Annotated in this window: 19 protein-coding genes; 7 read left to right on the top strand and 12 right to left on the bottom strand. The window is 61.7% G+C overall.

What is annotated here, in order from left to right; translation table 11 throughout:
• The first annotated feature begins 141 nt into the window (after positions 1–141).
• Positions 142–2,112, top strand: coding sequence for a pilus assembly protein TadG-related protein (locus AB7M25_RS27015; protein WP_454238214.1), 1,971 nt, complete (start codon positions 142–144; stop codon positions 2,110–2,112).
• Here the strand turns inward: AB7M25_RS27015 and AB7M25_RS27010 are convergent.
• Positions 2,109–4,850 carry an ATP-binding protein gene (locus AB7M25_RS27010; protein ID WP_454238213.1) on the bottom strand — a complete coding sequence of 914 codons (2,742 nt, stop codon included), beginning with the start codon at positions 4,848–4,850 and terminating at the stop codon, positions 2,109–2,111. The two genes, AB7M25_RS27015 and AB7M25_RS27010, sit on opposite strands and share 4 nt — an antisense overlap.
• Positions 4,847–5,287, bottom strand: a complete 441-nt coding sequence (locus AB7M25_RS27005; RefSeq protein WP_454238212.1) for a TadE/TadG family type IV pilus assembly protein — start codon at positions 5,285–5,287, stop codon at positions 4,847–4,849. The genes AB7M25_RS27010 and AB7M25_RS27005 overlap by 4 nt, the downstream gene beginning before the upstream one ends.
• 75 nt (positions 5,288–5,362) lie before the next feature.
• Between AB7M25_RS27005 and AB7M25_RS27000 the strand changes: the two genes are divergently transcribed.
• Positions 5,363–5,833 (top strand): prepilin peptidase, encoded by a 471-nt coding sequence (locus AB7M25_RS27000; RefSeq protein WP_429382374.1) that lies wholly within the window; start codon positions 5,363–5,365, stop codon positions 5,831–5,833.
• A 114-nt stretch (positions 5,834–5,947) separates the two neighbouring features.
• Positions 5,948–6,730: a response regulator transcription factor gene (locus AB7M25_RS26995; protein WP_429382372.1), complete on the top strand. Its 783-nt coding sequence runs from the start codon at positions 5,948–5,950 to the stop codon at positions 6,728–6,730.
• 315 nt (positions 6,731–7,045) lie between these two features.
• Here the strand turns inward: AB7M25_RS26995 and AB7M25_RS26990 are convergent, their stop codons facing one another.
• A complete protein-coding gene (locus tag AB7M25_RS26990) occupies positions 7,046–7,213 on the bottom strand; it encodes a hypothetical protein (protein WP_429397587.1) in 168 nt (55 codons plus the stop codon).
• Between the two features lie 322 nt (positions 7,214–7,535).
• Between AB7M25_RS26990 and AB7M25_RS26985 the strand changes: the two genes are divergently transcribed.
• Positions 7,536–7,799 carry a DUF6124 family protein gene (locus AB7M25_RS26985; RefSeq protein WP_104451479.1) on the top strand — a complete coding sequence of 88 codons (264 nt, stop codon included), beginning with the start codon at positions 7,536–7,538 and terminating at the stop codon, positions 7,797–7,799.
• 185 nt (positions 7,800–7,984) lie between these two features.
• Here AB7M25_RS26985 and AB7M25_RS26980 read toward each other — a convergent pair whose 3' ends face one another.
• From AB7M25_RS26980 to cpaB, 8 genes are read right to left on the bottom strand one after another with little or no spacing between them, the layout of a single operon-like run.
• The gene (locus tag AB7M25_RS26980) at positions 7,985–8,269 is read right to left on the bottom strand and encodes a DUF3613 domain-containing protein (protein WP_429382370.1); all 285 of its coding nucleotides are present in this window, start codon (positions 8,267–8,269) and stop codon (positions 7,985–7,987) included.
• Between the two features lie 12 nt (positions 8,270–8,281).
• Positions 8,282–8,995: a tetratricopeptide repeat protein gene (locus tag AB7M25_RS26975; RefSeq protein ID WP_429518804.1), complete on the bottom strand. Its 714-nt coding sequence runs from the start codon at positions 8,993–8,995 to the stop codon at positions 8,282–8,284.
• A 10-nt stretch (positions 8,996–9,005) separates the two neighbouring features.
• Positions 9,006–9,896 (bottom strand): type II secretion system F family protein, encoded by an 891-nt coding sequence (locus AB7M25_RS26970; protein ID WP_429518829.1) that lies wholly within the window; start codon positions 9,894–9,896, stop codon positions 9,006–9,008.
• A 2-nt stretch (positions 9,897–9,898) separates the two neighbouring features.
• Positions 9,899–10,783 carry a type II secretion system F family protein gene (locus tag AB7M25_RS26965; RefSeq protein WP_429382366.1) on the bottom strand — a complete coding sequence of 295 codons (885 nt, stop codon included), beginning with the start codon at positions 10,781–10,783 and terminating at the stop codon, positions 9,899–9,901.
• Positions 10,784–10,792: 9 nt separating this feature from the next.
• On the bottom strand, positions 10,793–12,073 hold the full coding sequence (locus AB7M25_RS26960) for a CpaF family protein (RefSeq protein WP_429382363.1): 1,281 nt from the start codon (positions 12,071–12,073) through the stop codon (positions 10,793–10,795).
• Entirely contained in the window at positions 12,070–13,260 is a 1,191-nt protein-coding gene (locus AB7M25_RS26955) for an AAA family ATPase (RefSeq protein ID WP_429382361.1), read from the bottom strand. Before AB7M25_RS26955 ends, AB7M25_RS26960 begins: the two co-directional genes overlap by 4 nt.
• The gene (locus AB7M25_RS26950) at positions 13,257–14,519 is read right to left on the bottom strand and encodes a type II and III secretion system protein family protein (protein WP_104451472.1); all 1,263 of its coding nucleotides are present in this window, start codon (positions 14,517–14,519) and stop codon (positions 13,257–13,259) included. Before AB7M25_RS26950 ends, AB7M25_RS26955 begins: the two co-directional genes overlap by 4 nt.
• A gap of 21 nt (positions 14,520–14,540) precedes the next feature.
• Positions 14,541–15,488: a Flp pilus assembly protein CpaB gene (gene cpaB, locus AB7M25_RS26945; RefSeq protein ID WP_454238211.1), complete on the bottom strand. Its 948-nt coding sequence runs from the start codon at positions 15,486–15,488 to the stop codon at positions 14,541–14,543.
• A 325-nt stretch (positions 15,489–15,813) separates the two neighbouring features.
• Between cpaB and AB7M25_RS26940 the strand changes: the two genes are divergently transcribed.
• The 3 genes from AB7M25_RS26940 to AB7M25_RS26930 all read left to right on the top strand — a co-directional run bounded on the left by AB7M25_RS26940 (position 15,814) and on the right by AB7M25_RS26930 (position 17,066).
• Positions 15,814–16,011: a Flp family type IVb pilin gene (locus tag AB7M25_RS26940; protein ID WP_429382357.1), complete on the top strand. Its 198-nt coding sequence runs from the start codon at positions 15,814–15,816 to the stop codon at positions 16,009–16,011.
• A 64-nt stretch (positions 16,012–16,075) separates the two neighbouring features.
• Positions 16,076–16,489: a response regulator gene (locus tag AB7M25_RS26935; protein WP_104451469.1), complete on the top strand. Its 414-nt coding sequence runs from the start codon at positions 16,076–16,078 to the stop codon at positions 16,487–16,489.
• Between the two features lie 337 nt (positions 16,490–16,826).
• Positions 16,827–17,066, top strand: a complete 240-nt coding sequence (locus AB7M25_RS26930; RefSeq protein WP_454238210.1) for a hypothetical protein — start codon at positions 16,827–16,829, stop codon at positions 17,064–17,066.
• Between the two features lie 57 nt (positions 17,067–17,123).
• On the opposite strand, the gene AB7M25_RS26925 is transcribed toward AB7M25_RS26930, so the two are convergent.
• Positions 17,124–17,978 (bottom strand): MaoC family dehydratase, encoded by an 855-nt coding sequence (locus tag AB7M25_RS26925; RefSeq protein WP_454238209.1) that lies wholly within the window; start codon positions 17,976–17,978, stop codon positions 17,124–17,126.

Below are 17,978 nucleotides of genomic sequence, written 5' to 3'. Positions count from 1 at the left end.
CTACAGTTTTCCGGGAGTGCGTGAAGACCCTTTTTTTATTGCCTGCGCTGGCGAGTTGCCAGCATTCTCGGCAACCCTTGTCTACACTGCTTTTCATCAACGGAGGTCGCGCCCGGCCGTGCGCCGGCAAAGGAGTGCGCCATGTCTCCCCGCATGCAGTTTCGCGGCCCGGCCCGGCAACGGGGCGCGATCGGCTTGATGGCTGCGTTGACCCTGACGATGGCTCTGGGTTTCATGTTGCTGGTGGTCGATACCGGCAGGTTGTACCTGGAACAACGCAAGTTGCAGCGCATCGCCGACGTGGCGGCGCTGGAAGCGGTCACTCGCAACGGCGATTGCCTGGTGCCGGCGGCCACTGCGGCGACTTATGCCCAGGCCAGCGCCACTCGCAACGGCTACGACGCCGCCGACAGCATGACCCTGAACACCACCTGCGGCACATTGCAGACGGGGGCCAACAACCTTCGGACCTTTGGGGTCGATGCCAGTAAAAAAGACGCGGTCCGGGTGATCGTCACCCACACCGTGCCGACCAGCGTGGCGGCGGGTATCTATGCGCTGATGGGCCCCGGCCCCGTCAGCCTGACCACCCAACTGACGGCGACGGCTGTCAGTGCGCCGGCGGTCCTTCCACCCCTGGCGATGTTGACCATCGGCAGTACGGCGCTGGTGGTCGACTCCAGCCAATCAGCGGCCTTGAACCTGCTGCTGGGGCAGATGCTCGGTGGCAGCCTGAACCTGAGTGCTGCCGGGTGGCAGGGGCTGGTTGATACGCAGATCAGCCTGCTCGGTTATCTCAATCAACTGGCCATTGATGCTCACGTCACCGCCGGGGACTACACCACGCTGCTGAGTAAAAACATCGCCCTGACTCAACTGCTGGACTCTGCCATCACGGTACTTCAGGCCGGTGGCACGAGCACCAGCGGGGCGGTCAGCGGCCTGACCGGTCTGAAGGTGGCAGCGGGCAGTACGTCGATTGTTCTGGGGCAATTACTGCAACTGCAAACGGGCGCGGCGTCGTCGGCTCTCAATACCAATTTGCAGGTGTTTCAGTTGGTCGAGGCCTTCATCCAGTTGGCCAATAGCCAGAATGTCGCCGTCGCCAAGATCCCGTTGAACATTCCGGGGCTGGTCAATGGCGAGGTCAAGGTCAAAGTCATCCAGCCACCGCAGTTGTCGGCCATTGGCAACCCGGCGCTGGTCACTGGCCAGCTCAATGATCCCAACCGGATTTACGTGCGCACCGCCCAGGTGCGCACGGTGCTGTCGCTCAATTTGCCGGTGCTCTCCGGTATCAGTGGTCTGGCCAACGCCATCACCAGCAACGCATTGGTCAGCGGGCTGACGGATTCGTTGAATAATCTGTTGCACTTGAACCTGGCCGGTACGCTGAGTTCGCTGCTTTGCACATTGACCGGCTCTTGCGACAAAACCGATCTGAAGATCCTGCCCACGCCAACCATCGACATTTCCCTGGAGGTGGCCGCAGCCGACAGCCATGTCACCGCTTACACCTGCGTCAGCGACGCCAGCAAAACCCTGACCACCCAGACCAACACGTCGCTGGTGAAACTCAAAGTCGGCAAGATCGACACCGCCAATGCGTTTTCATCTTCGGCCGATGTCAGTGTTCAGCCCCTGGCGTTGATTGATATCGGCAAGGTCAGTTGTGTGTTCGGGTTTTGCGACCAGAGCACCCGGGTTCCGTTCTATGGCGGTGGACTTGGCGTAAAAATCGACACTTCAGTCGCCAGCACCCAAAGCAACCACGTGTACAACCAACCACCGGATATCAAGCAGCCGCCGCTGCTCTATAGCCTGGGCACGCAAGGCATCGTCAACAGCCTGAAAAGCACGTTGGGGGGGATACAGGTTGAGGCCTACAAGCCGACCGGGTCGAGTTTGTTGGGGGACTTGCTGGTCGTTGCGGCCGGTACCCTCAACGGCGTGCAAAGCACGCTGGGCGCTGCGATCCAGGCCTTGCTCAGCCCCTTGGTCGACCCCATTCTCGACGGCCTGCTGGCCAACCTCGGGATCAGCCTGAACACGGTCGATGTCGGCGCCAATCTCAGTTGCAAACCGCCCGGACGCCCCTCCCTGATGATCTAGTCCGGTACCACAATCGGTAATTCGATGCAGAACCGCGCACCCTCAGTGGAATTCCTGACGCTCAGTCTGCCGCCCATGTTTTCGACGATGCCGTAACTCACCGAGAGCCCCAGCCCGGTGCCGACACCCACCGGTTTGGTGGTGAAGAACGGCTCGAAAATACGCTCCAGCAAACGCGGGTCGATACCGCCGCCGTTGTCCTCGACCCACAGGCGTACCGCGTGTGTATCCCGTTCGGCGTACAGCGAAATCCACGGTTTGAAATCGGGGTTGGTCTCGCGCTTGACGAGCAATGCATCCCGGGCGTTGACCATCAGGTTGATCAGCACCTGCTCAAGCTGATCGACGTAGCCGCGCACCAACACTTCAAAGCCGGTCTCGCTGATGCGCAGGTCGACGCCTTTGCCGCGCATCCCTTCGGACAACAGCGCCAGCGTGCCTTCGATGGCCTGGGCCGGGTTGAACGGTTGCTGCTCGATTTCCGAGCGGCGGCCGAACACCCGCATGTGGTCCACCACCCGCGCGGCGCGCTGCACTTGCGTGTCGATGCGGGTGAGCTTGTCGATCAGGTAGTCGACCTGTACGTCGCCGTTGTGGAGGCGCTTGAGGACATTGACGATGGCCATGCGCATCACGTTCAACGGCTGGTTGATCTCATGGGCCAGGCCGGTGGCCATTTCGCCGAGGGTGGCCATTTTCGCGCTTTGTGTGAGCTGCTGCTGCGAGCGTCGTACCTCGGTGTTGTCGCGCCCCACGGCCTGGACCTCCAGCAACCGGCCCTGTTCGTCGAACACCCCGCGATCGGACCAGACCCACCAGGCGTGTTCGCGCCCGGGCAGTTGCAGGTTGATCTCGGCGGTGCTGACTGGAAACTCCGGGCTCAACTGGTTCAGCCGCCGGGTGAATGCCTCGCGCTGTTCCCCGGACATCCAGTTGCCCAGATTCACTCCCGGCAATTGCTCGGGCGCCAATTCCAGATAGCTGGCCAGCGGGCGGTTGCCGAAGGTCAGGGTCAGGTCCGGCTGGTAGCGGCAGATCATCGCTGGCGAGTCTTCCACCAGAATCCGGTAGCGTTCCTCACTCTGCCTGACCTGCTCGGCAGCCAGGGTCGCTTCGGTGACGTCCAGCCACAGGCCCACGGCTTCCACCGGCAAGCCGAGGTCGTCGCGCAACAACTTCGCTTCATCGAGCAGCCAGTGATAGTCACCCTGACTGTCGCGCAGCCGATAGCGGGCGCGCACCGAGCCTTCACGCAGCAACAGTCGCGTGCGCTCGAAATACTGCAGGCGGTCGTCGGGGTGCACCCGCTCCACCAGCGTTCCGGGTGTGCAGTCGGCCAGGGTCCAGCCGAGCAACGGGAACAGGCTGTCGCTGAAGAACACCGGTTGCAGGGCGCCTTCGTCATAGCGCTGTACATAGATCACCGCCGGTGAGCTGGCGATCAGATTGTCCAGGCGTGCATGGGAGGCGGCGGCGCTCTGCTGCTGATTCTTGATGTCGCTGATGTCGTGCATGAAACCCACCAGCCGACGGTTTTTGCCCACGCCCAGCGCCTGGCCTTGCACGCGGTACCAGACGGGTTCGAGGGCATCGTCGGGGCGATACAGGCGCACGCACAACAGCAGCGGCATGCCCGACGCCTGCAAGTCCTGCAGGCGGATGCGCAGCTCTTCGCGGTCGGCGGGATACACCTGGTCGAGCCAGTCCTGTACGGATAGACGCGACGTTCCAAGGTTCAGGGTCGTTGCCAGCGAAGGTGCCAGCTGCACTTCATTGCTGTCGCTGAAAACTTCCCACCAGCCTGTGCCCAGCAACGCTTGCAGCGATTCCAGGCGTTCCAGTTGCAGGTGATGCCGGTGCTCGCGCAGGCGTTCGAGCAAGGGGCTGGCGAGCGCGGCGGTGATTTGCAGCCAGTCGCGTTCGGTGACATCGGGGGCGCGTTGTTGCGGTGTGTAGAAACCGCACAGCAACCAGGCGACCACCCCTTGCGCATCGTGGTAGGGCACGGCGAAGCCATCGGTATTGCCGAACGTGCCTTGCAGGCGCGGGTGTTCGCGCGAGGTCAGGTACTGGGGGGCCAAGCCGCTCAAACTGTCCAGGCCCGTGCCCAGGCGCTGGTCGTTTTGCCATAGCTGCGGTGCATCGAAAGCCGTGTAGTGCTGGTGAATTTGCCAACCCTGTTCCTGCTCATCGAGCAAGGCCAGGGCAATGCAGGGGATCTGAAAGCGCTGGGCCAGGCTTTGCAGTTGTTCGCCCAGCACCTCGGGCAGGCGTGTCAGGCTGCACAGGCGCAACTGTTCGGCGATTTGCAGCGCCAGCACCTGGCATTGCTCGCGGTTGCGCGATTGGCGGCGCTCGAGCAGCAAGTCGCCGATGTCGAGCATCTGCAACAACCAGGCATCGGCCAAGGGTTGCACCCAGCCGCGCAAATGCAGGGGCGGACCATTGAGACTGTAGAAGTCCAGGTCCAGGGTTTGTCCCTGCCACTGCGCCGGCGCGCCTTCGATGACGAGGCCGCTGTGGGGCAACAGAAAGTCGAGCAGGTGCGGTGCCTGTGCACCGGGGGGGTGCTGGGCCAGCAAGTGGCGCAGCGGACCGCTCAATTGAACGACACGCCCATCGGCATTGAGTTGCATCTGCAAACCGAAGCTGGGCACCCGCAGTGCCTCCGGCAGCTCCGGTGGGGGCGGCGGGTGGCGGTGGAGCAGGCGCCCGAACAGTTTGTCCCCGGCACTCAAAATTGCAGGCTCGCACTGGCCGTGAGGGTGGCCGGCAAATTGGGTACCTGACCGACGCCAGGCAGGGTCAGGAACGGGATCAGCGCGTTGATTTTATTCGAGGGGTAATGAATGGCGACGGTCAGCAGTCCGCTGGTGTAGGTCGTGGTGGCATCGGTGGCGACATTGAAGTTCAGTGCCGCGGGAATCCAGGCCAATTGCGTACTCAGTTCCGTCGTGGCGCGGTTGATCAGCGCGGCATCGTAACCGGGTGTGGCCGGGTCCAGCGTCACGCTGCGGCGCACGGCTTCGGCGGTCGACTGGTTGAATGATTGCATCAACAGCAACGGCAGGCTGTAACTGATGATGCCGTAGAACACGCCAAAGAAAATGATGAACACCAGGGCGAATTCAATCGCGGCGGCGCCTTTTTGTTTGTGGGGGAGGCTGGCTTTCATGAGTGCGTCTACCCTGACCAACACTGAGTAATGTCAGCATAGAATCATTCAGCCAAAACGGACGTTTTTTACCGAATGCAGAGCTTTGTCCTATTGATCTGGCTGGCGCTTTGCGCCGCACAGGATGCCCGGCAACGGCACATCGCCAATGGCCTGACCCTGGGCGCCGGTGCCCTGGCCCTGGCGTGGTTGCTGTGGAGCGGCACGACCTGGCTGGGGGCCGAAGCGCAACAGGGCGGCTGGGCTTTTTTGTTGGCCGTGGGCTTCACGCTACCGGGTTACGCCATGAAGCGAATGGGCGGCGGGGACGTGAAACTCATGGCCGCCCTGGGTCTTGCGACGGACGGTATGCACGTGCTCGGCACGTTTATGGGCGCCGGATTGGCCAGTGTTTTCTGGCTGCTGCTAGCGCCAAGAGTCTGGCTTCATATGAGTCAAGGGCTTAGAACCCATCTTTTTTATATGGCGCCTGAAATGTCAAAGAGGCAGCCATTTGCACCCTTCGTGCTGGCGGGGCTGATGCTGACATTGGCCTGGCTCCACTAGTCGGTCCTGGCATGTACAGAGCCGGGAAGTACGTCTACTTTTCAGACAGAAGTTGTACAGCCGCTGGCTGTCGGTGGGGGACGGGTCAACCTTTGACCTGACAGGGAGTTGCTCGTGAGCAAGTATATTTCGGCAGTAAAAGTCCTTGTGGTCGACGATGCGCCATTGATCGTTGAAGAGCTTTGCGAATTTCTGGAGGGCAAAGGTTACCGCTGTGTTCCCTGTGAATCGGGCTATCAGGCGATCAAGCGTTTCAGCGAAGACCTCGATATCGGCCTGGTGTTGCTGGACTTTCACATGCCCGGCATGGACGGCATCGAGCTGATGCAGGAGCTGCAACGACTGTCGGGCAAGCACCGGGTGTTCGAGGCGATCATGCTCACCGGGTGTGCCGACAAGCAGGACGTGATCAAGGCCCTGCGCGCTGGCGTGTCCGACTATTACCAGAAACCGATCGATCTGAATGAGTTGTTCGAAGGTTTGCAGCGGCAGGAAGTGGCCTTGCAGGAGAGGCACAAGAGCCTGCAGTTGGGGCATTTGAACCAGAAGCTGCAGTATTTGTCCGAGTCGCTCGATGATCTGTACCAGGACCTGGACAAGGTTCGACGTGGGCCGCAGGCGGCAGACGCGGGTGGCCGGGGTGTCGCCGATTCTGATGCGGTGGAGGTTCCGGCGATTTTCAACCAGCTGTCTCCGCGGCAACTGGAAGTGGCGCGGTTGGTGGGCAGGGGGCAGACCAATTATCAGATTGCCTGTGAGTTGGGGATTACCGAGAACACGGTGAAGTTGTATGTGTCGCAGGTGTTGCGGTTGACGCATATGCATAATCGGACGCAGTTGGCGTTGGCTTTGTCGCCCAGTGGTTCGGGGGGGCGGCAGCGGGTTTCGGCGCATTGATTTTTTGGTTTGTGTACATATCCATTTCTTCGGTAACGGCCACTTACGGTTCCGCTCTTACAGCGGGTCACTTTTGGCAAACGCCCCAAAAGTAACCAAAAAGTCTCGCCCCTTACGTACGGCCCCTCGCTTAGGCTCGGGGTTCCTTCGCTCCGGTATTCATCCGGGGGCATTGCCCTCCGGTCGGCTTCGCTTCGACCTACATGCAATGAGTTCGACTGCGTCGAACGGCGCTACGCGCCCATCCCCGGATGAACACCTCCACTCAGCCTGCCGAGGGGGGCGGGTGGATCAAGATCAAGAGCTGCAGGCGAGCTAACGCTCGGCCTGTTGAGTGGTGAGAAGCGTCGGGGTAGCCCGATCAACTGTAGGAGCCGGCTTGCCGGCGATGGCGGCCTGCCAGCCGCCCCATTTCTTCCAGATATACCCAACCCAACTGTAGGAGCTGGCTTGCCAGCGATGACGCCCTTCCAGCCGACACATTCCCGCGTAGTTTTCCTCAAATCCCTGGGAAACCTCCGACACGCTTTTCAGGTTGTCCGTCGGAAGCGCGATCTCTAGCCTTTGTCGGTCGCTGAAAACTCAGCGTCCGGGCGTCGCGGCTCGATTCCTAAGGCATAATCACTCCACCTGACGACAACACTTTCTTGTGTCTGTCGTCCTGTGTCATGGCGACTGTGCGCGGGATACCTTCGGGTATGCCGAGCTGCCTCTGGGATCGGTCCGCGAACCCGCGTACAGCTGCCACCCCAATTTGCTTCGCGGCAATTTGGACGTGGCTCCATTTCATCCCAGAGGAGCAACGATGATCAAACCCACCCCCAATCCCCCCAAACAACCTACCGCTCACAAACCCAGCACAATGTTCGTCATCGCCCCGAACATCGACACCGAGACCCTGCTGGCCCATGCCTGTGAATCGCTGGCATCGGCGAGTGTGATGGCGAGTGATTTTGCGGGGTTTCTCGAAGGCTCGCAGCGCAACACCCTGCTGGGGATCGCGCAGGTGATCATGCTGGGGGAGCTGGCGGTGAACCGGGCACTGGATAATCTCGATCCGCAAGACTAAGCACCGGAGCTTTTGTGGTGAGGGGGCTTGTCGGATCGCCGCACCGTCCCGTCCCGTTGGGTTGCGAAGCAGCCCCAGGTCCGGGAATTGCGTTTTTTCTGACTCATCGCATTGGCCCGTTTAGCGGGTGCTTTGCACCCGAACGGGGGCAAGCACCCTCGCCACAATGAGTGGTCAGCCAGCGATCACGATCCGCCCCCCGACCCGCCGCTATAGACCTTGCCTCCGGCGTCCTGGTCCCAGAATTGCGGGATCTCATGCTGGAAGCTTTTCAACCAGCGCTGCATGGCCAGTTCGCGCTCGGTGGCGCTGGCGGTTTGCGGTTTGTCGGAGGCGACTTTGTTGCGGGCCTGCAGTTGCAGCCAGCCTTCGGTTTCCTGTTGTTGCGGCGAGGCCGGGCCCGCGTCGATGGCGTGGGCGGTGAGGGGCAGGGCCAGCAGGCCGAGGCAGTAGAGGGTGGTCAGTTTCATCCTGTGCGCTCCCTATTGAAGGGTCGATGGAGAGACGGCGGCGACTTGCGCGGCGATGCTCGGGCCGGGTCGGGCCGGGGTCTTGAGTTTTTCGGCGCGGGCCTGGGCTTCGGTGACCTGGGCCGGGGTCAGGCCGACGCGGCTGACCAGTTCGGCGGCGCGACTCCAGTCGTCCTGGTAGAGCAGCAGGGTCACCAGATTCACGGCCGCCAGTTGATCGCTTTGCTTGAGTTCGATGGCGGTGAGGAATTCGAATTTGGCGTCTTCGACCCGCAACTGATTGAGGTACACCACGCCCAGGTCGTTGCGGATTTTCTCGTCGGTGGGCGCCAGTCGTGCGGCCCGTTGCAGGTGAGCCTGGGCCTGGCCGTTATCGCCACTGGCGGCGGCGAGTTGCCCCAGGCCATGTTCGGCTTCGGCGGCCAGGCAGGTGCCGAGCAGGCTGCGGTACAACGGCTCGGCTTCGCTGCGGCCCAACTGCCGATAGACCTTGGCCTTGCGCAGGCGTACGTCGGCGAGGTTGTCCGGCAGGTTTTGCAGGTTGGCCAGGCTGGCGTGCAGTTTGCCGTCCCTGGCCATGTCGTCGGCCAGGTTCATCGACAGCTGCTCATCGGAGCTCAGCTTGCCGCAACTGGCGGTACTGGTGAGGGCGCTCCAGGGTGTCTGGCCGTTGCTGGCGCAGCCGCTCAACAGCAGCAGACTCAAACCGGCTATCAATGCTTTCATCAGGTTTCCTCTAGGAAGCAAAGGCTCGGGACAGGGCAGTGAAGCCCGGGCCGGCCAGGACGATCAACAACGCCGGAAAGAGAAACAACATCATCACGACGGACATTTTCGCGGACATCTTGGAGATGTATTCCTGCAGGCGGGTCAGGCGCCGGTCATCGAGCAACTGCTTGAGCGCCAGCAAAGACTTCATCGCGCCGCCGCCTTGATGGATCAACTGTTGAAGGATCACGCAGGTGTCGGTGAACTCGTCTACCGAGAGTAAGCGGGTGCTCTTGTTCAGCTCTTCGCCCAATTCCAGGCCGGAATCGACACGAGTCAGAATCAGGCGCAATTCATGGGTCAGCGCTGGCAGCAACTGCTTGCCCTCCTGGCTCAGCACACGCAGGGATTGCTCAACCGCCATGCCGGATTCGAAGAGGATGCGCAGCAGCGCAATGAAGGTCGATACTTCTGTGGCCAGTTGTTTTTGCCGACGCAGTGCGGCGGCGGCCAGCAAGCGTTTTGGCAACAGATAACCGATGCCGGTGGCGAAGACCGGGGCGATCCAGTGGTTCGCCACCTCCGGGTAGAACAGCCCCTGGATCAGCAGGCACAAAGACAGTGCCAGCACCGGCACGCCCACCTGCAAGGCGGCGAACATCGAGCGTTGACGTACGCTACGCCAGCCCAGGCGGTTGAGCAGGGCCTGGGTTTCGTTGTCCATTTTCATCGACTGCTGCCCCAGGCGACTGGCGCCCAAGGCATGCAGCAGTTGGCTGAAGCGGCTATCACTCGGCGCCTTGCCGTCCAGTCGCTGGGCCACCTGGCGCTTGCGTCGCTGTTGATCCAGCACGGCGCTGAACAGCAACAGGGCGGCCCCGAGCAGGAGCAGCGCACTGACCAGCAAGGGCATCTTCATATTCATAGGCTACGCAACATGCGCCACAGCGCCAGGCAACCGATCACCTGCAAACCGAAGGCGCTCGCCAACAGGGTTTGCCCCGAACTGTCGTGCCACATGGACAGCAGATAGGTTGGATTGGTGAGTAGAAAGTAGCCGGCGACTGTCACCGGCAACAGGGCCAGGACCACTGCCGTGATACGGGTTTCGCCGGTCATGGCTTTCAATTGGCGGGCCGCCTGCTCGCGTTCGCGGATCATCTTGATCAGGTTTTCCAACACCTCACTGGCGTTGCCGCCGTAGCGGTGGTTGACCTTCAATCCCAGCGCGAACAGGCGCAGTTCATCTCTCTCGTACAGCTCGGCGAAGTCCGAAGCGGCGTCCGCCAGGCTGACCCCCAATTGCACATTGCGTTGAATCCGGCCCATGGCGTTTTTCAACGGGTCTTCGGCGGCATCGATGGCGCCGAGCACGGCATCGGCCAGGGTCCGCCCTGACTTCAGGCTGCGCACGGCATGGTCGAGCAGCATCGGCAGCTGTTCGATCATGCGACTCAGACGCCGTTGATATCGCCAACTGACGAACAGGCGCACCACCGCCGGCGGCACCACCAGCAACAGCAGTGCGCCGATCCAGCCACCCAGGGCAAAGCCCGACAGCACCCCGAGTATCCAGAATGCCAGCCATTGGCCAAGGCGTTCGGTGGGGCGTCCGAGACCGGCGCGCAGGAAGGCGCGTTCAAGGCCGGTCCACGACGTTTTTTGCACCACCCGCTGCGGTTGCCCATGGCTCAGGCGTCCAAGAATCCGTTCAGTACCGCTCTGGCGCAAACCGTTATAGAGCAGGCGCAGCGACAGGCCGAGAAAGATCAGGCAAACGAGGATGAGCAGCGCGGGTTTGAGCATGCCGTGGCCTCAGTAGACGGAAGGAGAAAGCACCGAGTCCCGGCGCAGTTTGTCGCCCGCCGGGTTGACCGCCTCGCGCAGGAAGCCGAAACCGCTGCGGCGGTCGAGACGGAACAGCGTGTTGGTGACATACACCTCGTCGCGTACACCGACGACTTCCACCACTTCGCTGACGCAGCGGCGGCCGTCGGGCATGCGCGTGAGCTGGATGACCACGTCGAGCGCCGCGCAGATCATCTGCCGCAGGGTGCGCTCGGCGATGCTGCGGCCGGTCAGGCCCACCAGGGTCTCCAGGCGCAGCAGCGCATCCTGGGCGTTGTTGGCGTGTACGGTACTCATGGAACCGTCGTGGCCGGTGTTCATGGCGGTCAACACGTCGACCACTTCGACGCCGCGAATTTCGCCGAGGATGATCCGGTCCGGGCGCATCCGCAGGGCATTGCGAATCAGGTCGCTGGCTTTTACCTCGCCATGGCCTTCGGCATTCGGTGGCCGGGTTTCCAGGCGCACGACGTGAGGGTGGCCCAGTTGCAGTTCGGCGACGTCTTCGATGGTGACCAGGCGTTCGTGAGGGTTGATCAACTGGCTGAGTATGTTCAGCAGCGTGGTCTTGCCGGTGCCGGTGCCGCCGCTGATCAGGATGTTGCAGCGCTTGCCCACGGCTTCCTGAATGAATTCGAAAATCGCCTGGTCGATGGTTTGCATCGCCATCAGGTCGGAGCTTTTGAGCATGTCCTTGCGGAACTTGCGGATCGACAGGCACGGGCCATCGAGGGCGATAGGCGGGATGATGGCGTTGACCCGGCTGCCGTCCGGCAGGCGGGCGTCGACCATCGGTGAGGATTCGTCGAGCCGCCGGCCCAGCGGCGCGAGAATCCGTTGCATGACACGTTCGACGTGGTGTGAGTCGATAAAGCGCAAGTCGCTCAGGTGCAGCACGCCATCGCGTTCGACAAATACCCGGTGCGGGCCGTTGACCAGAATCTCGGTCACCGCCGTGTCGCGCAGCAGCACTTCCAGCGGGCCGAAGCCGGTGAGTTCGTCGACGATCTCTTCGGCCAGGCGCTCCATTTCATAGCGGGAAATCGCCAGGTGCAAGCGCGCGATGTACTCGGCGACTTTGTCGGTCACGAACTGCGACAGCACCTGTCGCGAGCCTTCCAGCAGGTTTTTCCCGGACTCTTCGATGGCGTCGATGATGTAGCGGTGCAGCACCAGCTTCAGGCCTTCGTGGTCGGTATTGCCGACCGCGCCGCGCTGGGGTGAACCGAAGAGTTTTTCACTGCTCATTGCGCACCCCTCAAACGGTTGAACCAGCCGGTCTTGGGTTTGACCAGGCCTTCGGAGCGCTTGGCCAGGCGGTCGCCGAGGGCGCGCAGGCCCTGGGTGAGGCTTTCGCGTGGGGCCAGTTCGAACAGGGTCAGGCCCTGGTTCTTGGCGTTGAGCCGCACCTCAGGGCTGTAGGCGAGGGTGGCGATGATCTCCAGGCCAAACGTCTTGCCCAGGGTGTCGGAGTCCGGGGCGACGCTGCGCAGGTAGCGGTCCACCAACAACCTGGCGTGATCGAGCTTCATGCCTTTTTCGCGCCACAGATTGAGCACCGCGAGGTTGCGGCGGCAGTCGAGAACGTTCTGATCGGTGTACCACAGCAGTTTGTCGCAATGGCTGACGAAGGTGCGCAGCGCTTCGCTGTCCGGCTGCCCGGTGAGGTTGACCACGATGTGCTGGAAGTGTTGGCGCAGGGCGCTGAGCAGCATGTACAGCTCGGCGGCGCTGGTGTGCTCCAGCGGTTCATCGCCGGTAGCGTAAGCGAGGATGCGCAACCCTTCGGCGCAACTGGTGAAGGCACTGTCGATCAGCGTCGCGTCCAGCCGCCGCAGGTGACGCAGCGCATCGCCGAAATGAAACGAGCTCTCCAGACCGAGCAACGCCAGGCTGTCGCCGCGAGGCAGACCGAGGTCCAGGAGCAGGGTGTGCTGACCGCTTTTTTGCACCACTTGCGCCATGTGCGTGGCCAGTAGCGCGCCGTCGGCGCTGCTCTGCACGCCATACAGCACGGTCAGGCCGCCCAGGTGTGTGTTCGGCGTGACGGCGGGCAGGCGTTTGCCCAGGCGCCGCACCAGCCCCGCGACTTCACTGGAACGTGACCCATAGGCCACGAAATCCCTGGCTCCGGCACGCATGGCATGGAGTACCAACTGGTTGTCCATGCCGTCGCCCAGCGCGACGATCGCCAGCATCGGCTTGGCTTCCAGCGCGCCTTCGATCAATGCGCTTTGGGCCACCACGTGGTCACGGTCCAGGCCGATGAACACCAGGCTGGCGAAGGTCACGTCCACCAGCGCCAACAGTTCATCGAGGCTGCCGCCACCGGCGCTGACCACCTGGCCCAGGGGCGCGAGAGCACCTTGCAGCCATTCCAGGTCGGTGCTGTTGCGCGTGATGGCGAGGAAGGTTTGATTCAGGTTCTGGCTCATTGCGATAACCCGCTGCGTTTATCGAAGTTGCCGTTTTCGAGGAAGTACAGGCGATACCAGTTGGGGTCGTAGTTGCGCAGTTGCTCACCGGGCAGCGACGGCAGTTGTGCATTGGCCGCCAGCGGCTGCACCAGATGCGGCGTGACGATCATCAGCAGTTCCCGTTCTTCGCGGTTGATCGACGAACTGCGAAAGAACGCGCCGAGTATCGGGATATCGCCCAGCCCCGGAAACTTGTCCACCTGCGAAGTGTTTTGCGTGCTGATCAAACCGCTGATGACAAAACTCTCGCCATCGGCCAGGGAGATGCTGGTGTCGGTGCGGCGGATCGTGAAGGCCGGCACCGTGGTGCCACCGATGGTGACCGCGTTGTTGTAATCCAGTTCGCTGACTTCGGGGGCGACCTTGAGGGCGATCTGGTCGTTGCTGACTACGGTGGGCGTCAGCGTCAGGCGGATGCCGAATTCCTTGTATTCAATGGAATAGCTGTTGCTGTTGGCACTGGGGATCGGAATCGGGATTTCACCGCCGGCGAGGAAGCTTGCGCTCTGTCCGCTGATCGCCACCAGGCTTGGTCGCGCCAGGGTGTAGGCGAAACCGCTGCTTTCCATGGCATTGATGATGGCGAGGAAGTTACCGCCGCCGGCGACGATGTTGTACATGTCGTTGGCCAACGGAATGCTCGGCACGGCAATGCGTGGATCGAGGTTGCGCAGCGGAAATACCCGGGGTGTCACGGCAGTGTTGGGGACGGTGCCGGGCGAGCCGAACAGGAAGTTCGAGTTCTTGCCGTAGATCGAGGTGCTGGCTTCCTTGAGTTTGGTGCGGCTGACTTCGACGAAGCGGATATCGGTCTGCACCTGGGAGGGCAGCAGCGGGTTGTCGGAGGGCAACTTGCTGGCGCTGGTCATGGCGGCGGTGGCTCGGCCCTGGACGAATATCATGCTCTGGCGCGGTGCGCTGGCGCAGGCGGTCCAGACCATCAGGCTGGTGGCACCGGGGGCCATGCCGGTGAGCAGCAAGGCCTGATTGCCGTTGACCCGCACGTCGGCAATTTTCGGATCACCCACCGCCACACGAGTGACGGCCACCGGCGATTGCAATTCCTGTTGCAGCCCTTCGCCCACTTCCAGCGCCGCCGGCAACGAACCGAGCGCGGCGCAATTGCCCACCGCCGCCGAGACTGCACTGGCTGGCAGGCCGCCGAGCAACGCGACCCAGATCATGCCTTTGAACAACGGCGTAAAACGTCTGCGCATGGAAAGGCGTCCTTGCTCGAATCAGGGGGTTTGTCGGGTGATTTCGTTACCGCGAATGACTTCCACGCTCGGCTTGCGCGGCGCGGCTGCAGAGTGGCTGGCGACAGGCTGGGGCGGCGCAGTCATGGCCAGTTGGCTGAATTGCAGTAACTCGCGGTTGGCATTGGCCAGGCTGGCAGCCGAGGTGCTTTCGCCGGCCCAGTAACGCGCCAGGCGTTTTTCATCGGCGCTGCGCACGGCCAGGCGCAATACGCCGGCCTGGGTCGCGAGCATCAGGCGACTTACCAATTGTTCGGGAACGGCGAGCAACACGGTCCGGGCCGTGGCGCGTAATTGATCCTGCTTGAGTTTTTCTTCGTTGCTGTGTGCCGGGCTGGAAGGCTGGCCGTCGTTGGTCAGGCCCAGTTGTTCGCCGACGCCGAGCACCCGCAAGGCCGGCACTACAAGTTGCGCCGTTGGCTGAGGGTTGAGGGTATCCATGCGCAGGAACAGCAGCACGTCGACATAGTCACCGGGTGTCAGTTGCCCGCCGGCATTGACGACTTCGTCCACGGCAACCGCCAGGGCGCGCTCATCAGGGCGGATCATCCGTGACAGCTTGCTGCCGGCTTCGAAGCTTTCATCATTGAGCCAGCTCCCGGCGCTGAGGGCGCGCCAGGGTGCGCGGCCAATGGCCTGGTCGAGGCTGGTCAGGCTGCCGGCCGGCACCCTGTGCAGTTTTTCCAGGCTGACATCGGCGGCGGTGATCGGCGCATACGGCGCAACATCGTGGATCAACACGACCACGGGATGAAGGGTCGGGTCTTCTGCCGGAACGGGCGTCTGGACGTTGGCGAGCGGTGCACTGACGGTAGGTTGGGCAACGGCTTCGGAGGCTGGTTGACGGCTCAATGTGAGCCCCCAGTAACCGGCAATGACGGCGCCGACCAGAAACAATCCGGCGAGGCCCAGAGTGACACGGCTGTTCATGAAGGCTCTCCCTATCCTGCTGCGTAAAACCTCGTCAAGTCCAACGAGACAACTTCGCAATCAGGCAGCAATGAACGTGGAACTCTTTCGCTATTTGACCGTAGCGCAGGTAAAGCGAAATGCCATTACTGCGGGGGAAATATCTAACAAAAGTGCAATATTGCGATGAGATCTCACCTTTTTTTGACGTCAACGAAACGGTTAATACTTTCGTGTTAATGCGTATTTACAGTTGTTGGGCCGGGGAATGCCGACAATGCTGATGCTGGCACTGGGGAATCATGTTGCGTCCGTGCAACACCCGTCGTCGTCCAGGAGAAATGCCATGTCTTTTTCCAAGCTTGTTGAGAAGGTCAAATCCGAGATCGTTTTTTATAAAGACCTCGCCAAGGATACCGAGGGGGCTTCCGGTATTGAGTACGCGATTATTGCCGCCATGGTTGCGGTAGTGCTCGCTGGGTTCAGTACGGATGTTTCGACGGCGATCAAGACCACGTTCACCACGATCAAGGGCGCGCTGTGACAGGGAGGTTGGCAACTTGCCAGGATCCTAACGTCAGCGCTTTGTACCTTGCAGGTGTCACCTCATGAACGCTCACGCACAGCCACGCCAACAGCTGCTTCTGGTGGATGACGACGAGGACGCATTACTTGAGTTGGCGGAGTTGCTGGAGGGGGAGGGGTTCAATTGTTTTACCGCCACTTCGGTCAAGCTTGCGCTGCAGCATTTGACCCGGCATCCCGATATCGCTTTGGTGATCACTGATTTGCGCATGCCGGAGGAGAGCGGCATGTCGTTGATCAGGCGGTTGCGCGAGCATACGTCTCGCGAGCATTTGCCGGTGATTGTGATGTCGGGGCATGCGGGCATGGATGATGTCAGTGATATGTTGCGCTTGCAGGTGCTGGATCTTTTTCGCAAGCCGATTTATCACGTGCGGTTGTTGGAGACGTTGAATAATCTGTTTCCGTTGCCGCAGGTTTATTTGGTCAAGGGGTGAGTTGAGTACATATCCGTTATTTAGGTAACGGCGGCTTATGGTTTCGCCCTGACGGCGACTCCCTTTTTTACAAGCGCCTAAAAAAGGAAGCAAAAAACGCTCGCCCCTTACGTACGGCCCCTCGCTTAGGCTCGGGGTTCCTTCGCTCCGGTGTCCATCCGGGGGCATTGCCCTCCGGTCGGCTTCGCTTCGACCTACATGCAATGAGTTCGACTGCGTCGAACGGCGCTGCGCGCCCATCCCCGGATGAACACCTCCACTCAGCCTGCCGAGGGGGCGGGTGGATCAAGATCAAGAGCTGCAGGCGAGCTAACGCTCGGCCTGTGTAGGAGCTGGCTTGCCAGCGATGGCGGCCTGCCTGCCGGCCAGAATCTGGCGGATGCACCCCGACCCTGTAGGAGCTGGCTTGCCAGCGATGGCGGCCTGCCTGCCGGCCAGAATCTGGCGGATACACCTCGACCCTGTAGGAGCTGGCTTGCCAGCGATGGCGGCCTGCCTGCCGGCCAGAATCTGGCGGATACACCTCGACCCTGTAGGAGCTGGCTTGCCAGCGATGGCGGCCTACCGGCCAGCCTGATATCTGGATCTACACAGCCCGGCGGGATCAACTCCCTCGCCACAAACATCAGCCTTATCAGGCCACCGGCCGCCAATGCCCGACCATATGCTCCAGCTCTCCGACACCCACCAACTGAAAGTCCCCGCTCGCCCCCGGCTCGCTGGCCAGCAACGTCACCTCACTGGGCAGCCGTACCGGCTTCTTGAACTGCACTGCGATCTCGACGTTCGCCACAGGCAGGTGCCCGGCCAGTGCCGCCAGTGTGCGGGCCTTGTTCCACAGGCCATGGGCGATGGCGGTCGGGAAACCGAAGAGTCGGGCGCTGGCCGTGCTTAGGTGGATCGGGTTGTAGTCGCCGGACACCTTGGCGTATTGCCGACCGATGTCCGAGGGCGCTTTCCAGTGTTCGACTTCGTTCATGTCCAGACTCGTTACCAGGTTCTCCTCAAACGGTTCGCCCTCGAGTTTGACGCCGCGGCAGAGCATCCGGCTTTGTGCCTCCCACAACGGCCCCAGTTGATCGTCGAGGGTGGTCAGCAAATCGAACGTCGCGCCTTTGGCGTGGGGTTGCAGGTTCTGCACCTGCACGCTGACACGCGCTCGATTCACCCCGCCCATGGGGCGTAGCAGACGAATCCGATTGCTCAGGTGAATCAGGCCCAGCAGCGGGAACGGGAAGTTCCTGGCCGTGAGCAATTGCATCTGCAAGGCAAAGCCGAGGATATGCGGATAGGTCGGCGGCAGCAGGCCGTTGTCGGCGAAGCCACAGACCTTGCGATAGGCCGCCAGGCGTTTGGGGTCGACGTCGACCCAGCAGCGCAAACCCGAATCGGGCAGGGTGGTGCCGGTGATTTTTCGCCGTGTCGCCGCTCGTGCGTACAACCCCGGGAGGCTGGGTTCGCGGTTGAGAGTGTGCCAGTCGGTGATCAT

The sequence above is a fragment of the Pseudomonas sp. AP3_22 TE3818 genome (assembly GCF_053628995.1).
Note: the sequence above shows the minus strand (reverse complement) of the source record. Positions and strands in the feature narration are given on the sequence as shown.

Excerpts from the sequence above, each read along its gene's own strand:
- AB7M25_RS27015 (WP_454238214.1), top strand. The coding sequence starts at position 142 with ATGTCTCCCCGCATGCAGTTTCGCGGCCCGGCCCGGCAACGGGGCGCG.
- AB7M25_RS27005 (WP_454238212.1), bottom strand. The coding sequence starts at position 5,287 with ATGAAAGCCAGCCTCCCCCACAAACAAAAAGGCGCCGCCGCGATTGAA.
- AB7M25_RS27000 (WP_429382374.1), top strand. The coding sequence starts at position 5,363 with ATGCAGAGCTTTGTCCTATTGATCTGGCTGGCGCTTTGCGCCGCACAG.
- AB7M25_RS26990 (WP_429397587.1), bottom strand. The coding sequence starts at position 7,213 with ATGTGTCGGCTGGAAGGGCGTCATCGCTGGCAAGCCAGCTCCTACAGT.
- AB7M25_RS26985 (WP_104451479.1), top strand. The coding sequence starts at position 7,536 with ATGATCAAACCCACCCCCAATCCCCCCAAACAACCTACCGCTCACAAA.
- AB7M25_RS26980 (WP_429382370.1), bottom strand. The coding sequence starts at position 8,269 with ATGAAACTGACCACCCTCTACTGCCTCGGCCTGCTGGCCCTGCCCCTC.
- AB7M25_RS26975 (WP_429518804.1), bottom strand. The coding sequence starts at position 8,995 with ATGAAAGCATTGATAGCCGGTTTGAGTCTGCTGCTGTTGAGCGGCTGC.
- AB7M25_RS26970 (WP_429518829.1), bottom strand. The coding sequence starts at position 9,896 with ATGAAGATGCCCTTGCTGGTCAGTGCGCTGCTCCTGCTCGGGGCCGCC.
- AB7M25_RS26965 (WP_429382366.1), bottom strand. The coding sequence starts at position 10,783 with ATGCTCAAACCCGCGCTGCTCATCCTCGTTTGCCTGATCTTTCTCGGC.
- AB7M25_RS26960 (WP_429382363.1), bottom strand. The coding sequence starts at position 12,073 with ATGAGCAGTGAAAAACTCTTCGGTTCACCCCAGCGCGGCGCGGTCGGC.
- AB7M25_RS26955 (WP_429382361.1), bottom strand. The coding sequence starts at position 13,260 with ATGAGCCAGAACCTGAATCAAACCTTCCTCGCCATCACGCGCAACAGC.
- AB7M25_RS26950 (WP_104451472.1), bottom strand. The coding sequence starts at position 14,519 with ATGCGCAGACGTTTTACGCCGTTGTTCAAAGGCATGATCTGGGTCGCG.
- cpaB (WP_454238211.1), bottom strand. The coding sequence starts at position 15,488 with ATGAACAGCCGTGTCACTCTGGGCCTCGCCGGATTGTTTCTGGTCGGC.
- AB7M25_RS26940 (WP_429382357.1), top strand. The coding sequence starts at position 15,814 with ATGTCTTTTTCCAAGCTTGTTGAGAAGGTCAAATCCGAGATCGTTTTT.
- AB7M25_RS26935 (WP_104451469.1), top strand. The coding sequence starts at position 16,076 with ATGAACGCTCACGCACAGCCACGCCAACAGCTGCTTCTGGTGGATGAC.
- AB7M25_RS26925 (WP_454238209.1), bottom strand. The coding sequence starts at position 17,978 with ATGATCACCGACTGGCACACTCTCAACCGCGAACCCAGCCTCCCGGGG.